13 protein-coding genes are annotated in these 15,689 nt (G+C 65.9%); 6 read left to right on the top strand and 7 right to left on the bottom strand.

Going from position 1 to position 15,689, the window contains the following annotated elements:
• Positions 1-72 precede the first annotated feature (72 nt).
• Entirely contained in the window at positions 73-1,620 is a 1,548-nt protein-coding gene (locus tag AC1DT6_RS21005; RefSeq protein ID WP_477114863.1) for a methyl-accepting chemotaxis protein, read from the top strand.
• A 67-nt stretch (positions 1,621-1,687) separates the two neighbouring features.
• Here AC1DT6_RS21005 and AC1DT6_RS21000 read toward each other — a convergent pair whose 3' ends face one another.
• A complete protein-coding gene (locus tag AC1DT6_RS21000; protein WP_477114862.1) occupies positions 1,688-3,367 on the bottom strand; it encodes a GMC family oxidoreductase in 1,680 nt (559 codons plus the stop codon).
• 291 nt (positions 3,368-3,658) lie between these two features.
• Between AC1DT6_RS21000 and AC1DT6_RS20995 the strand changes: the two genes are divergently transcribed.
• Positions 3,659-5,062 carry a coniferyl aldehyde dehydrogenase gene (locus AC1DT6_RS20995; RefSeq protein WP_477114861.1) on the top strand — a complete coding sequence of 468 codons (1,404 nt, stop codon included), beginning with the start codon at positions 3,659-3,661 and terminating at the stop codon, positions 5,060-5,062.
• A 176-nt stretch (positions 5,063-5,238) separates the two neighbouring features.
• On the opposite strand, the gene AC1DT6_RS20990 is transcribed toward AC1DT6_RS20995, so the two are convergent.
• Positions 5,239-6,129, bottom strand: a complete 891-nt coding sequence (locus tag AC1DT6_RS20990; protein ID WP_441631527.1) for a Kdo hydroxylase KdoO — start codon at positions 6,127-6,129, stop codon at positions 5,239-5,241.
• A 310-nt stretch (positions 6,130-6,439) separates the two neighbouring features.
• Positions 6,440-7,603 carry a methionine adenosyltransferase gene (gene metK, locus AC1DT6_RS20985; RefSeq protein WP_035874278.1) on the bottom strand — a complete coding sequence of 388 codons (1,164 nt, stop codon included), beginning with the start codon at positions 7,601-7,603 and terminating at the stop codon, positions 6,440-6,442.
• A 381-nt stretch (positions 7,604-7,984) separates the two neighbouring features.
• Here metK and AC1DT6_RS20980 point away from each other — a divergent pair, with 381 nt between their 5' ends.
• The 4 genes from AC1DT6_RS20980 to AC1DT6_RS20965 all read left to right on the top strand — a co-directional run bounded on the left by AC1DT6_RS20980 (position 7,985) and on the right by AC1DT6_RS20965 (position 11,638).
• Positions 7,985-8,923: a lysophospholipid acyltransferase family protein gene (locus AC1DT6_RS20980; RefSeq protein ID WP_477114860.1), complete on the top strand. Its 939-nt coding sequence runs from the start codon at positions 7,985-7,987 to the stop codon at positions 8,921-8,923.
• Entirely contained in the window at positions 8,920-9,813 is an 894-nt protein-coding gene (locus tag AC1DT6_RS20975) for a lipid A biosynthesis lauroyl acyltransferase (protein ID WP_441631504.1), read from the top strand. The genes AC1DT6_RS20980 and AC1DT6_RS20975 overlap by 4 nt, the downstream gene beginning before the upstream one ends.
• A gap of 100 nt (positions 9,814-9,913) precedes the next feature.
• On the top strand, positions 9,914-10,780 hold the full coding sequence (dapF, locus tag AC1DT6_RS20970) for a diaminopimelate epimerase (RefSeq protein ID WP_477114859.1): 867 nt from the start codon (positions 9,914-9,916) through the stop codon (positions 10,778-10,780).
• Between the two features lie 48 nt (positions 10,781-10,828).
• On the top strand, positions 10,829-11,638 hold the full coding sequence (locus AC1DT6_RS20965; RefSeq protein ID WP_441631500.1) for a polyphosphate kinase 2 family protein: 810 nt from the start codon (positions 10,829-10,831) through the stop codon (positions 11,636-11,638).
• Between the two features lie 57 nt (positions 11,639-11,695).
• Here the strand turns inward: AC1DT6_RS20965 and AC1DT6_RS20960 are convergent, their stop codons facing one another.
• From AC1DT6_RS20960 to pyrE, 4 genes are all read right to left on the bottom strand, one after another.
• On the bottom strand, positions 11,696-12,913 hold the full coding sequence (locus tag AC1DT6_RS20960) for a DUF3734 domain-containing protein (RefSeq protein WP_477114876.1): 1,218 nt from the start codon (positions 12,911-12,913) through the stop codon (positions 11,696-11,698).
• A gap of 283 nt (positions 12,914-13,196) precedes the next feature.
• On the bottom strand, positions 13,197-13,979 hold the full coding sequence (locus AC1DT6_RS20955; RefSeq protein ID WP_045236184.1) for a 3-hydroxybutyrate dehydrogenase: 783 nt from the start codon (positions 13,977-13,979) through the stop codon (positions 13,197-13,199).
• Between the two features lie 94 nt (positions 13,980-14,073).
• On the bottom strand, positions 14,074-14,814 hold the full coding sequence (locus tag AC1DT6_RS20950; protein ID WP_441631498.1) for an acetoacetate decarboxylase: 741 nt from the start codon (positions 14,812-14,814) through the stop codon (positions 14,074-14,076).
• A 162-nt stretch (positions 14,815-14,976) separates the two neighbouring features.
• Complete coding sequence (pyrE, locus tag AC1DT6_RS20945) at positions 14,977-15,666, bottom strand: orotate phosphoribosyltransferase (protein WP_477114858.1); 690 nt, start codon at positions 15,664-15,666, stop codon at positions 14,977-14,979.
• Positions 15,667-15,689: the final 23 nt, after the last annotated feature.

The raw sequence follows: 15,689 nt of genomic DNA, 5'->3' as shown, positions 1-15,689 counted from the left end.
ACATAAGTGCCCGATAGTCATCTTTAAATATCAAGCGGAGCGCCTTGCCGCGGCGGGCGCCGACATCCCGACATGAACATCAGCCAACGCCTGCTACTTTCCTTATCTCTTGCACTATTCGCCTTGCTCGGGGTGGGCCTTGGTGGCATCTGGCAACTCCACCAGTCGGAACAGCGCTTCGAGTACTTCAACAACAACACGCTGGACAGCGTGCGCATCCTTGTCAGCCTCAAGGACGACGTCAACGCCATGCGCATCGCGCTTTACCGGCATACCATGACCGACGACCTCAAGGGCAAGACTGAAGCCGAACAGTCGCTCGCCAGTGCGGACCAGCATTTCGACACTACCGCCGCCAAATACGAACGCGAGGATATCTCCGACGAGACCGATCGCAAGATGCTCGAGGCCGACCGGGCCGCCCTCAAGCGCTACCGCGCCGGACGCGCCGCCTTGCTGGAGAAATCGCACGCCAACGATTACGCAGCCGCGCAGGCCATGCTCGTGAGTGGTGAACTGCATGAGGCGTCGACCGCGATGCGCAAGACGATCGAGGATCACATCGCCTACAACGCGGAACTAGGCGAGCACGCCGTCCTGAACAATCGCGAGCAGTACCACACTGCAGTCATGGTGTTCTCGGTCTTGATCGCCGTAGCCGTGCTGGGCACCGGTTTCCTGGCGGTGACGCTTTACCGGCGCATCCATGGCAGCCTGGCCGAGATCGAGCAGACCCTGGAATACGTCAGCGACTCCCTTGACCTCGCGCGCCGCGCGCCGGTCGGGCGCATGGATGAAATCGGCCGCACCGCGGCCGCCTTCAACCGCTTGCTCGAACGCGTGGCGGTGGCGCTGCACGAAGTGCGCCATTCGACCGAATCCGTGGGCGTGGCGGCACGCCAGATCGCCGCGGGCAACACCGACTTGTCGGCGCGCACCGAACAGCAGGCGGCCTCGCTGGAGCAAACCGCATCGAGCATGGAGGAGCTGACCACCACCGTGCGGCAGAACGCCGACAATGCGCGCCAGGCCAGCGGCCTGGCCGGCAATGCCGCCAGCGTCGCCGAGCACGGCAGCGCCGCGGTTCAGCAGATGGTACAAACCATGGGCGCGATCAGCACCAGCTCCAGCCGCATCGCCGAAATCACCAGCCTGATCGAGGGTATCGCCTTCCAGACCAATATCCTGGCACTGAATGCCGCGGTGGAAGCCGCGCGCGCCGGCGAACAGGGCCGGGGCTTCGCGGTGGTGGCGGGCGAAGTGCGCAGCCTGGCGCAGCGCTCGTCCAGCGCCGCCAAGGAAATCAAGGACCTGATCGACAGCTCGGTCGACACCGTGCGCACCGGCTCGGCACAGGCCGAGGACGCCGGCAAGACCATGGGCGAAGTCCAGAATGCAGTAAAGCGCGTGTCCGACATCATTGCCGAGATTGCCGCGGCCTCCGACGAGCAGAGCGCCGGCATCGAACAGGTCAACAAGGCGGTCGGCCAGATGGACGAGGTCACGCAGCAAAACGCCGCGCTGGTGGAAGAAGCCGCCGCCGCGGCGCAATCGCTGGACGACCAGGCCGGCAAGCTGCGCGATACGGTGTCGACCTTCCGGCTGGCGAACGCGGCCTGACGGCGCAGTATCTTCGCAATGCCGGCCCGAGAGCCAGCGCGAGTCCGGCCCGGCGCCGGGCCGGAGCTCACACCGCCAACACCTCCGCCATGCGCAGTACCACGCGGGGACCGTGCCGGATCAGGTCATGCGCGCGCTCGCCGATCATGATGGCCGGCGCATTGGTGTTGCCGCCGATCAGCGTCGGCATGATCGACGCGTCCACCACCCGCAGCCCTTCCACACCCCGCACGCGCAGTTGCGGGTCGACCACTGCGTTCTCATCCATACCCATGCGGCAGGTGCCGACGGGATGGTAGATGGTGTCGGCATGCGCGCGGATCATCTCGCGGATCGCGCTGTCGTCGCTGCCATCCGCGCGCAGGTGCGCCGAATACAACTCCTTGCCGCCGAACGCCGCCAGTTGCGGCTGCGCAAGAATGCGGCGCACGATGCGCACGCCCGCCACCAGGCCGTCGAGGTCACTCGGGTCGGACAGGAAGCGCGGATCGATCAGCGGCGCCTCGCGGATATCGGGCGAGGCCAGCCGCACCTCTCCCCGGCTTTTCGGGCGCAGCACGCAGACGTGGCAGGAATAGCCGTGGCCGAAGCGCAGGCGGCGCATATGGTCGTCGGCCATGCCGACCACGAAATGTAGCTGCAGGTCCGGTTCTTCCAGTCCGGGATCGCTCTTGAGGAAAGCGCCCGCCTCGGCGAAATTGGAAGTCATCATGCCAGTGCGTTCGCGCCGGTATCGCAGTATCTCCGCCAGCATGCGGAAGGCGCCGCCCACCGACACGCCGAACAGCTCCGATGCCGCCACGCGCTTGTGCACGATGACGTCGAGATGGTCTTGCAGGTTGGTGCCCACGCCTGGCAGGTCATGCACCACGGGAATGCCCAGCTCGCGCAAATGCGCCGCCGGGCCCACGCCCGACACCATCAGCAGTTGCGGCGAACCGAACGCCCCTGCCGACACGATCACCTCGCGGCGCGCCCGCAGCACGGTCTCGCGGCCATCCAGCCGCACTACAACGCCCACCGCGTGGCGGCCTTCAAACTCGATGCGCAGCACTTGCGCGCCCGTCAGCACATGCAGGTTGGCGCGGCCGCCATTGCTGGCGCGGTCGGCGGCATCGCCGCGATGCAGGTAGGCGCGCGCCGCGTTCCAGCGCTCGCCGCCGTGCTGTGTCACCTGGTACCAGCCCGCGCCTTCCTGGTCCACGCCGTTGAAATCATCGTTGCGGCGGTAGCCGGCCTGCTGGGCCGCCTCGATGAAACGCTGGCCAAACGGATTGGGCGTGCGCAGGTCCGACACATGGAGCGGACCGCTGCCGCCGTGCAAGGGATCGTCGTCGCGCCCGGCCACGCGCTCGTTGCATTCCGCGCGGCGGAAATAGGGCAGCACGTCGTCCCAGGCCCAGCCATCGCACCCGGCCATGGCCCAGCCATCGTAGTCGGACGGCGTGCCCCGCGTGTAGATCATGGCGTTGAGCGAGGAACTGCCGCCAAGGCCACGCCCGCGCGGCTGGTAGCCGCGGCGCCCGTCCAGCCCCGGCTGCGGCACGGTGTGGTAGCCATAGTTGCGGCTGCCGGCGCGCGGCAGCAAAGCCGCGCAGCCTGCCGGCGTCGACACCAGCACATGGTGATCGTGGCCTCCGGTTTCGAGCAGCGCCACGCTGTCGCTGCCGCTGTCGGCCAGGCGCCCGGCCAGGGCACACCCCGCCGAACCGCCGCCAACGACAAGATAGTCAAAGGTGGTTTCCATCCGTCTCCCCGCGTGGTCGGAGGTCAGTCTGCCGGGGTTGCGCCGGACGCTGGGGCAGGCCGGGCATGCCGGGCAACCCGGTCTGGCGGGCACGCCGAGAGCATGCCGCGAAATCAGTGTAGGGCTTTGCCGGGGCGCTGGAAAGGGTAAAGGAAGGGCGATGAATACGGCTGTTTGAAGCACGAGGCTGGTGGCCAGCCTCCATTGTCAGTGGCGGCCGCATGACATATGGTGCGGGAATTGAAACGCCGCGCGCGCCACGGGCAGCGCGCGGCCCCGGGAGAACGAGAGATGAGAGAAGTGCCCGAGATGTCATCCATATTCGACGCCATGCGCGCCGCCTCGCGGCGGGACCAGTCGCCTGCCTGGGCCGTGCGTGCCGACCGTCTGCGGCGGCTGCGCAAGCTGGTGGCCGAACACCGGGACGGGATCTCGCAGGCCATCAGCGCCGACTTTGGCAATCGCGCTCACCAGGAAACCGCGCTGCTCGAAGTCTTTCCCAGCGTGGCCGGGATCGACGATGCGCTGCGTCATGGCAAACGCTGGATGCAGGTGCGGCGGGCGCGCACCGGGTTGTGGTTCAAACCCGCCACGTCGCGGCTGATGCCGCAGCCGCTGGGCGTGATCGGCATCGTGGTGCCGTGGAACTATCCGCTCTACCTGACGGTGGGCCCGCTGGCGGGCGCGCTGGCCGCGGGCAACCGCGCCATGGTCAAGCTCTCCGAGTACACCCCGCGCTTCGCCGCGCTGTTCGCGCGCCTGGCGCAGCAACACTTCGCCGCCGATGAGGTCGCCGTGATCAATGGCGACGCGGAGGTGGCGAGTGCCTTCTCCGCCCAGCCCTTCGACCACCTGCTGTTCACTGGTTCGACCCAGGTCGGCCACCATGTCATGCGCGCGGCGGCGGCCAACCTCACGCCGGTGACGCTCGAGCTGGGCGGCAAGTCGCCGGCCATCGTCGGCCCGGGCGCCGACCTGGAACACGCGGTCGAGCGCATCCTGGTGGGCAAGCTGCTTAACGCGGGCCAGACCTGCATCGCGCCGGACTATGTGCTGCTGCCGGAAGCGATGCGCGAGCCGTTCGTCGCGGCGGCACGCGCCTGCGCCGCCCGCCTCTACCCGGACCTGGCCGGCAACCCCGACTACACCACCATCATCAGCCCGCGCCACTTTGCCCGGCTGGACGGGCTGGTCAACGACGCCGAACGCGCGGGCGCGCGCGTGGTGCCGCTGTCCCAGGCACCATCGGACCCGGCACGGCGCCGGCTGGCGCCGGTACTGTTGCTTGACGTGCCCGCCGACGCCACCGTGATGCAGGAAGAGATCTTCGGCCCGGTATTGCCGCTGGTGGCCTACCGCACGCTGGACGAGGCCATTGATTACATCAATGCACGGCCGCGCCCGCTGGCGCTCTACCTCTTCGAGAAAGACCCCGGCGCGATCGACCGGGTGATGGCGCAGACCGTGGCCGGCGGCGTCAGCATCAACGAAACGCTGCTGCATATCGCCCAGGAAGACCTGCCCTTCGGCGGCGTGGGGCCCAGCGGCATGGGCGCGTACCACGGCGAAGCGGGTTTCGAGACCTTCTCCAAGCTCAAACCGATCTTCCGCCAGTCCCGGCTCAATGGCGCCGGGCTGCTCAAGCCGCCCTACGGCAAGCGGTTCGAAACGATGATCCGGCTGCTGCTGCGCTGAGGGAAGACACGCCACTGGATGTGCGGCCCGCGATGCGAAGCGAGCCGTCAAGGTTTACCTATCCCGTATGGGGCGCCTTCTTTGCCTACTTTCTTGGCGAGACAAGAAAGTAGGTCGCCCCCCGCAGGGGGGTGAAACCGCCGTTGACTTTAAGCCTTTGACTTCGAAGATGGGCCTCAACCCACCACCATCGGCCGCCCCAACATCCGCGACAACACCGCCTCAGGCGAATGCGTATGGTCCCCGATCGCCTTCGGCGACAAATAATAAGTCTGCTCCATCATGGCCCGCCCCCGCATAGCCGCGTGCAGCACCTGATCGCTGAACACAATCCAGGTCGACCCCGGCGGGAAATGGAATTCCTGCTGCGGCACGCTCGCCTGGTACGCCAGATCGGCCTTGGCAAGATCATGCAACTGCAGCATGCGATGGTCATACTCCGAACGCCGGCGCTTGGTGATATGCAGCAACTCCATCACCTTCGCCTGCCCCGGCCACATCCCCTTGGTCTTCGGCACAAAGCGCTTCGCGAAGTCGCCAAAAGGTTCGCCCACCCGCCACACGCGCGGCGCCTGCGGGTCGATATTGTGGAATACGCGCAGCAGCCGCTGACCCAGCAGCGGATTGGACGGGAAGGAGTCCACATGCAGCCGGGTGTCGTCCTTGCGCCAGCTCACCGGCCGCCCGGCGATTTCGCTCGGGCGCAATGAGGTGCCGGCGCGCACCATGTGCGGGCCATATTCCGGGAACAGGCTCAGCACCAGCTTCTCGCTGTATTCGGCATAGCGCCGAATCAGGCGGTACAGGTCCTTCAGGTCCTGCTCGCCGCCAGTCGCGCCGCGCACAGCCTGGTCGCTGGCGCGCAGGTTGATGTTCTTGGATTTGCCGTCCGACCAGCGGCTATCGAGAAAGCGTTCCTCGCCCGGCTCGAACTGAAAGCGCAACTGGGGGAAGAACAGCACCGCGCCCTGCTCCAGTTCGCGGCGCAGTTCGGCTTTGGTGCCGGCATCGACCTGCGGCGCCCACTCGGTATAGGGCTGAGGCCGGATCAGGTTGAGCGCGGGCATGCCTGCCCCTGGCGCGGTGGCCGGGCTGGGCGCGGAAGGCGTAAGGGTCGAATCAGGTGACATGGGGCATCCTCGGTATGCGGGCTCCGGCGGGCTTCAGTGCGCACATGCACACGCTGCGCCGGGATAACAAAGCGCCACTCGCCGCACCGCTTTGCCATCCCGCGATTCTACCCTCGCGACCGTGCCCCGCCATGCCCCGCATCGGCCCGCTTGATCCAGGACAAGGCTCGCCCCAAGCCGCGCGCGGCACCTGCCAGACGAAAAAACGCCGCCCGAGGGCGGCGTTCCGGTGCGGCGGGTGCAGCGCTTACAGGCCGGCGGCAGCGCGCAGCACAGCGACCTTGTCGGTCGCTTCCCACGAGAATTCCGGCTCTTCACGGCCGAAGTGGCCGTAAGCAGCGGTCTTTTCGTAGATCGGGCGCAGCAGGTCGAGCATCTGCACGATCCCCTTCGGACGCAGGTCGAAATGCTCCTGCACCAGCGCGGCGATCGCCTCGTCTGAGATCTTGCCGGTGCCTTCGGTGTACACCGTCACGTTGATCGGGCGGGCCACGCCGATGGCGTAGCTGACCTGCACCTGGCACTGGCGCGCCAGGCCGGCGGCGACCACGTTCTTGGCGACATAGCGCGCGGCATAGGCAGCCGAGCGGTCAACCTTCGACGGATCCTTGCCCGAGAAGGCGCCACCGCCGTGCGGCGAAGCGCCGCCGTAGGTGTCGACGATGATCTTGCGGCCGGTCAGGCCGCAATCGCCTTGCGGGCCGCCGATGACGAAGCGGCCGGTCGGGTTGACCAGGTACTTGGTGTCCTTGAGCATCTCGGCCGGCAGCACCGGCTTGATGATTTCCTCGATCACGGCTTCGCGGATCTGCGCCTGGCTGATATCCGGCGCGTGCTGGGTCGACAGCACCACGGTATCCACGCTGTGCGGACGACCGTCGACATAGCGCACGGTCACTTGCGACTTGGCGTCCGGACGCAGCCAGGGCAGACGTCCGTCGCGGCGCAGTTGCGACTGGCGCTCGACCAGGCGGTGCGAATAGTAGATCGGGAAGGGCATCAGCTCCGGCGTTTCGTCGCAGGCATAGCCGAACATCAGGCCCTGGTCGCCGGCGCCCTGGTTCAGGTAGTCGTCGGAGGCGCGGTCCACGCCCTGGGCGATGTCGGGCGATTGCTTGTCATAAGCAACCAGCACGGCGCAGCCCTTGTAGTCGATGCCGTATTCGGTGTTGTCGTAGCCAATGCGCTTGATGGTGTCGCGCGCGACTTGGATGTAATCGACGTTGGCGGTCGTGGTGATTTCCCCGGCGAGGACTACCAGCCCGGTGTTGCACAGCGTTTCAGCTGCCACGCGCGCGTACTTGTCCTGCGCCAGGATGGCATCGAGGACTGCGTCGGAAATCTGGTCAGCGACCTTGTCGGGATGGCCTTCGGAGACAGATTCCGAAGTGAACAGGAAGTCGTTTGCCACGAACTTTTCTCCAGGTTTGGCTATTGCGCGCCAACCTCTCAGCCCGGGCGGCGACGCTTTAGCGGTATTTTCAAGCCGTTCCGGTAGAACGGTATCGCCCCGCAAGTTGTCAGTTAACTCGGCGATACGCGCTATTATACGCGCCTGCAAGCGGTGCTGCAGCGTGTCGTTATCTTGGACTTGCTTGCATACCAGGCGCTGTCGCCAGCTAGCGCAATCCAGTTAGCGGCATACCGCTGGCTTGGCACCTGCCCGCAGGCCGTGCACGCCGCAAGGCGGGCCCCGTTACAGCATTGAATGCTTGTTGATAGCCCCACTAACGGCACCGCCCGGCAAAACATTAATTACCCACCCGGCCCACCGGGCCGCTATCGCAACCCGATGACCTTCCTGTTCTGGCTGATTTCCCGCTTGCCGCTCTGGTGGCTGCACGCCATTGGCGGCGTGCTCGGACTATYGGCGGCACGCCTGCCAGGACGCTATGGCAGGCGGCTGGCCGAAAATCTGCGCCAGGCTTACCCCGATGCCAGCAAGGCGATGCTGGCCGAAGCGGCCCGCTCGACGGGGCGCATGATCCTGGAAATGCCCTATTTCTGGAGCCGGCGCAATCCCGAGGCGCGCATGTACGGCTTTGCCGACCGGCTCTGGCCGGAACTCGACCGGCTGATGGCGCAGGGGCGCGGGCTGATCATCCTGGTGCCTCACTTGGGCTGCTTCGAAGTGCTCCCGCAGGCATTTGCACTGCGGCATCCGGTCACGGCGCTGTACAAGCCACCACACCAGGCCTGGCTGCGCGACTGGATCGTCAAGATGCGCACGCGGCCCAACCTGGCCATGGCGCCCGCGCAGCCGCGCGGGGTGCGTATGCTGGTGAAGGCACTCAAGCGCGGCGAGGCCATTGGCATCCTGCCGGACCAGGTTCCGACCGGCGGCGAAGGCGCCTGGGCGCCGTTTTTCGGCAAGCCCGCCTACACCATGACGCTGGTGCAGCGCCTGCAGCAACTCACGGGCGCACCGATCGCGGTGGTCTTCGCCGAGCGCCTGCCGCGCGGCGTCGGCTATCTCGGCCATATGCAGGTCATCAACCATCTTCTGCCCGCCGACCCGGCCGAAGCTGTCGCTGTCATCAACGAAGCCGTCGAAAAGCTGGTGAGGGCATGCCCGACCCAGTACCTGTGGGGCTACAACCGCTACAAGCATCCGGGTGGCGCGGAGTTGCCACCAGCGGATCCGCCCCGGGCGCCGCCGGGCGACGCCTCGCGCAATCCACTGGAAGTGCCGCCCACAGCATCCGCATCCCTCTCTGACGACCAAAAATGAGCCGCATTTTCACCTGGCTTGGCATCGGCCTGCTGACCGTGCTGGGCAAGCTTCCCTATCCGCTTGTTGCACGCTTCGGCGAAGGACTCGGCAGCCTGCTCTACCTGATCCCCAGCAGCCGCCGCCGCGTGGTGCAAACCAACCTGCGCCTGTGCTTCCCCGAGCGGACCGAGGCCGAGATCGAATCGCTCTCGCGCCAGACCTTCCGCAATGTCTTCCGCAGCTTTGCCGAGCGCGGCATCTTCTGGACTGGCAGCGAGAAACAGATGCGCCGCTGGGTCCAGATCGACGACCAGGCCGATCTCGTGGCGCTGGATGGTACGCCCCACATCCTTGTCACGCTGCATCTCTCAGGCGTGGAGGCCGGCGCGATCCGGCTCACCATCCATCTGCGCGAACACGTGAGGCGCTCCGGCGCATCGCTCTACACCAGGCAGAAGAACGAACTGTTCGACGGTTTCCTCAAGCATGCGCGCGGCCGTTTCGGCGCCAAGATGATTGCCCGCAACGACAGTGCGCGCGACATCATCCGCTGCCTGCGCAAAGGCGAAGCCCTGCAACTGATCGCCGACATGGACTTCGGCGAGCGCGACTCGGAATACGTGCCGTTCTTCGGCGTGGAAGCCCTCACGCTGACTTCGGTATCGCGCCTGGCGCGGCTGACCGGCGCCAAGGTCGTGCCGATCTATACCGAGATGCTGCCCGACTACAAGGGATATGTGCTGCGCATCCTGCCAGCGTGGGAAAACTATCCCGGCGACAGCGTGACCGCGGACACCCGGCGCATGAACGCCTTCTTCGAAGATTGCATCCGCCCGCGCGTGACCGAGTATTACTGGGTGCACAAGCGCTTCAAGCACCGCCCGGACGGCGAGCGCGAAAACTACTGACCAGGCAGGCACGGCGCGGGCACCACCTGTCAGATATGCCGCCCGAGCCACCTTCGATAAGCCGCCGGCAAGCGCCGGACAGCCCGACTACAATCGCACTATGAAACTCCAGTTCACCAAGATGCACGGTGCCGGCAACGACTTCGTCRTGCTCGACGGCATCCACCAGACCCTGAACCTGACGCCCGGGCAATGGCGCGCGTTGGCCAGCCGCCATTTCGGCGTAGGCGCCGACCAGATCCTGGTGGTCGAGAAGCCCACCCGCGACGACGTCGACTTTCGCTACCGCATCTTCAACGCCGACGGCGGCGAGGTGGAGCACTGCGGCAATGGCGCCCGCTGCTTCGTGCGCTTCGTCACGGACCAGGGCCTGACCGACAAGCGCTCGGTACGCGTGCAAGTGATGAATGGCGTCATCACCCTGACCCTGCAAGACGACGGCCAGGTCACGGTCGACATGGGCGCGCCGGAACTCGAGCCGGCCCGCGTCCCCTTCCGCCCCGACGGCCTGCCGACCAGGGCCGAAGGCCGCGATACGCTCTACGGGCTGGAAGTGAACGGCCGCACGGAATGGATCTCCGCGGTTTCGATGGGCAATCCGCATGCGGTGCAAGTGGTGGATGACACCGAGGCGTTCCCCGTGCTGCAGGACGGTCCCATCATCGAGCATCACGCGAGCTTTCCCAACCGCGTCAACGCGGGCTTCATGCAGGTGCTGGAGCGTCATGCCATTTGCCTGCGCGTGTTCGAGCGCGGGGCCGGCGAGACGCTGGCCTGCGGTACCGGCGCGTGCGCGGCGGTCGTCGCCGGCATCCGCCGTGGTCTGCTGGACTCGCCGGTGCTGGTGCATACGCATGGCGGCGACCTCTCCATCGCCTGGGACGGCGAAGGCGAGTCGGTGCGAATGACCGGCCCGGCCACCACGGTATTCGAAGGCAGCATTGACCTGGACCGGCTGCCGGCCTGACCATAGGGGCTTGCGGCCAGCCACGGCCGCGCCCACCATGGAGTGCCAATGTCGCTCGCCGATTTCCGCATCACCTCGGGCAAGAACTTTCGCCTTGCCGACTTCAACAGTGGCGCCAAGCCGTTCTCCAGCGGCGACAAAATCGCCGACCAGGCCCGCCTGACCGAGCTGAGCACCCAGCTCGACGCGGTGCAAGACATCTTCTACGCCGAACACAAGCGCAAGCTGCTGGTGGTGCTGCAAGGCATGGATACCAGCGGCAAGGACGGCACCGTGCGTGGCGTGTTTCGCAGTTTCGACCCGCTGGGCATTCGCGTGGTCGCCTTCAAGGCCCCTACCGCCGAAGAACTCGCGCACGACTACCTGTGGCGCATCCACGCCCAGGTGCCGCGCGCCGGCGAGATCGTCGTGTTCAACCGCAGCCACTACGAAGACGTGCTGATCACGCGCGTACACGAATGGATCGACGACGACGAATGCGAGCGCCGCTACAAGCAGCTACGCGCATTCGAGACGATGCTGCTGGAAACTGGCACCACCATCGTCAAGTGCTTCCTGCATATTTCCAAGGACGAGCAGAAATCCCGGCTTGAAGCGCGGCTGGCGGATCCGCAGAAGCATTGGAAGTTCGACCCCAAGGACCTGGAAGAGCGGCAGTACTGGAAGAGCTATGCGACCGCCTATGAGGCCGCCATTGCCGCCACAAGCACGCCGGAAGCACCGTGGTATATCGTGCCGGCGGATTCCAAGACGCATCGGAACCTGATGGTGGCTGAGATCCTGATGGAGGTGTTCACCAGGTTGAAGCCGGAGTATCCGCCGGGCAAGCCGGAGTTGGCGAAATTGAAGGTGGTGTAGGGTTGGCGGGGGCTTTAACTGCGACCGCGACCGCAGTCAAGCCTTCTCCCCGCCCAATCACGAATGCCCGTTCCCCCGATGAATATCGTGCGTGACAAACGGCTTCTCATGCGTGGGCATAGCCAGCCATTCCGGATGCTTCAACGTCTCCCGAATATCATCCAGCCCGCTGGTCCAGTGCTCATTCATCGTCAGTCGTCCAAACTGGTAATCCTTGGCATTCCCCTCGAATGTCTTATCGCGATAAATGAGCTGGATCACATTGCGTCTCGCGTCGCACGCGTACCCCGCCGCTTTCCGGTACCAGTCGTTGTCGCGCTGGCCCTGCGGCACCAGCGCCATCACTTCGCTCAGCATGCGGCGGTAGTTCTGCTGCTCGGCCATGTAGTCGGTGATGGTGCGCGTGCGGCTGGAATACTGGATGTCTTTCTGGCGCTCGGCCACGTCCAGCAGGTTGTGCGGCAACTTGCCTCGCGCGCTCCACAGGTCCACCTGGAAGATCAGCGCATCGCGCCGCGGCTGGGCGGTCAGCACCTCGGACAACGGCGTGTTGGACACCAGGCCGCCATCCCAGTAGAACTCGCCATCGATCTCAACGGCCGGGAAGCCGGGTGGCAAGGCACCCGAGGCCATGAAATGCTCGGCACGCAGCTTGCGGCGGGTGTTGTCGAAATAGGCAAAGTTCCCCGTATGCACGTTGACCGCGCCAACCGACACCCGCATCTCGTGATGCTGCTCGTTGATGCGGTCGAAATCGGCGAAACGCTCCAGCGTGCTCTTGAGCGGCGAGGTGTCATAGTAGCTGGAGGCGCCCGGCCCGGCCTGGCGTTCGAGCAGGCTGGGCCAGGGGCGTGGCTGGAAGAAGCCACGCTGTCCCTCTAAAACCGCGCGCGCGGCTTCGATGCCGTCGAACCAGACGCGCAGCGGATCGGGCCAGTGCACGGCGCTCTCGGCAACGACCTCATACGGCAGCAGGCTGGGCAGCCAGGGCTGCCGGCAGATGTACTCCCAGAAGGCGCGCAATTGCTCGACCCTGCGCTCGGGCGCATTGCCTGCAATCACCGCGGCGTTCAGCGCGCCGATCGAGATGCCTGCCACCCAGTTCGGCTGGATGCCGGCTTCGGCCAGGCCCTGATACACCCCCGCCTGATAGGAACCGAGCGCGCCGCCGCCTTGCAGCACCAGCGCCCTGACGGTGTATTCGTGGTGAACCGGCCGCTTGCTGCCGTCCCCTTGCGGCTCCGGGTCCGGCGGCGCGCAGCCGCCGGGCGGCAGGAGGTTTGGCTCCGGCGGGTCCAGCGCTTCGCTCTTGCGCGCCTCGCGCTTGATCGCCGGCGCTGCGGGGTCCGCCACAACGGCTGCCGCTGCGCTCTTCACGGCCGCCTTCGGCGCGCTCCTTCCTGGTACTGCCTGATCCTGCTTTTGCCGACGTCCGCCTGCCACGACCCCTCCTTGATTGCTTTGCTTAACAACGTTGCCTGCAGCCATGCCGGCCGGGCGGCGGTGCCGTGGCGCGCCAGCGCCCGGCCATCCCGCCGCAAGGCCGTTTCCTTGCCGCTTATTGCATGTACCAGCCGTGGCTCACGATAAAGGACTGCCCCGTCAAAGCCGCCGACGGGAACGCACACAAGAACAGCGCGGTCTGCGCCACGTCGTCCACGGTGGTGAATACGCCGTCCACCGTGCCACCCAGCATGACGCGGCGGATGACGTCTTCCTCGCTGATGCCGAGTTCCTTGGCCTGTTCGGGAATCTGCTTGTCCACCAGCGGCGTACGCACGAAACCCGGACAGATCACGTGCGAGCGCACGTTGTACTCCGCGCCTTCCTTGGCAAGCACACGCGCCAGGCCCAGCAGCGCGTGCTTGGCGGCCACGTAGGCCGATTTCAGCGGCGAGGCCTCGTGCGAATGCACCGACCCCATGTAGATCACGGTGCCGCCGCGCTTGTCCTGGTACATGTACTTGAGCGCGGCCTTGGTGGTGAGAAAGGCGCCGTCGAGATGGATGGCCTGCATCTTCTTCCAGTCGGAGAAGGCGTAGTTCTGGATCGGGTTGACGATCTGGATGCCGGCGTTGGAAACGAGGATGTCGATGCCGCCAAACGCCTTGGCGACCGCGTCGGTTGCATTGTTGACGGCGTCTTCGCTGGTCACGTCCATGGCCACGGCGATAGCGCGCCCGCCTGCTGCCTCGATATCGGCAGCGGCCTTCTGCGCCGCCTCGAGGTTCAGGTCGGCGATGGCGACCGCTGCGCCTTCCTTGGCCAGCAAATCAGCGATAGCCTTGCCAATGCCGCTGGCGGCGCCGGTAACGATGGCGGATTTTCCCTGGAGCTTCATGACGTACCTCCCTTGCGGATGATGCGGGTGGATCGGGCTGACCGGATTGACCGCATGGGTCGAGCCGATGGAGACCGATGTGGATGCAGGCCGTTCAGGCCAGATAGTCGAACACCACCTCGCCCAGCCCGAGGGTGAGGTCGGCAACGTAATGCTTGGCTCCAATGACTTCCAGCACCGGCAGGCCGGCCACCGGCGCCAGCGCATGCGGGAACAGCGACAGTGCCGCCGGCCCGGTCCAGGCGCCCTTCATTGCCACGTCCTTGAGGAAGTAGCAGACCAGTTCGCAAATGCGCGGGGTGCCATCCACGTGGGGTATGACCTTGAGCAGATAGTTGGGCGTGGTGGACAGCGCCACCCCCAATGCGGCCGCATCGAGCTCGCGATGCTTGTAGCCCATGGTGCCGGTGGCCACGCGCACCGGACCGTAGTCGAGCGTGCCGACCAGTGTATCCGTATGGACGGCCAGCTGCGGGGAGGCGAGCTTCTTCGGGAAGCCCCATAGCTCGCGCCCGCCCGCCAGTGGCGGCAGGTCGTCGAGGTACATGGCGTGGGTGTAGTTGCCGGGCTTGCCCTGGTAGGTGACGGGAATCACCTGGCCCGATTCGGTGTAGTCGCCGAAGCCGGTGGAGTCCGGCATGCGGATGAATTCGTAATTGACCACCGCATCGGCGATCTCCAGGGGTTCCGGCACCACGGCGCGCAGGAGCCCGGGATCGGTGCGGTAGGAGATGATGAAGAATTCCCGATGGATGAAGCGGTATGGCCCCATCGGATAGGCCGGACTGGTGAGCGGCATGGCGAATGCCTGCTCGCGGATCGTCTTGATGTCCATCGCCAGCTAACCTCCTGAGAGATGCTGCGTCGCCTTGCCGGGCGGCAAGGCGAATTGCCGGCGGCCGGGCTGGCCAGCCAGCTAGATCAGTCAGACCGGCGTCCTTCCTGCGCGGTTCCCGTCATCTGCTGCATTGCGACGCAACCTGCAACAGGTTCCAGACTATACGCCGTAGCGCTGCCGATAGGCAGCCACTGCCTCGCGCGAGCCGCCCAGCGCGGGATCCTGCGAAGCATCCAGGTAGGCCAGCAGGTCGGTCAGGCTGGCGATCGAGATCACCGGCACGCCATATTCGCGCTGCACATCCTGCACCGCGGAATGCGTCCCCACCTGGTCCGCGGTGCCGCTCTTTTCCATGCGGTCCAGTGCRATCAGCACGGCGGCGGGCTCCGCACCCGCGGCGCGGATCATCGCCATCGATTCGCGCACCGAGGTGCCGGCCGAGATCACATCGTCGATGATCACGACCTTGCCCTGCAACTTGGCGCCCACCAGGGTGCCGCCCTCGCCGTGGTCCTTGGCTTCCTTGCGGTTGTAGGCGAAGCCGACATCACGTCCGAGACCGGACAGCGCAACCGCCGTGGCGGACGCCAGCGTGATGCCCTTGTAGGCTGGCCCGAACAGCACGTCGAACTCCAAACCGGAGGCCAGCAGGGTTTTCGCATAGAATTGCGCCACCTGGCCCAGCATCGCGCCCTGGTTGAACAGGCCCGCGTTGAAGAAATACGGCGACTTGCGGCCCGCTTTGGTCACGAATTCGCCGAAGGACAGCACGCCGGCGTCCAGCGCGAAGCGGATGAAGGTCTGGCTCAGGTCGCCAGCGCCGGGCTGCGTCGTCGTCTGCTGCGTCATCTTTTCTCTCTGATTTCAAAATT

The sequence above is a fragment of the Cupriavidus sp. 01L45 genome (assembly GCF_056399885.1).
Note: the sequence above shows the minus strand (reverse complement) of the source record. Positions and strands in the feature narration are given on the sequence as shown.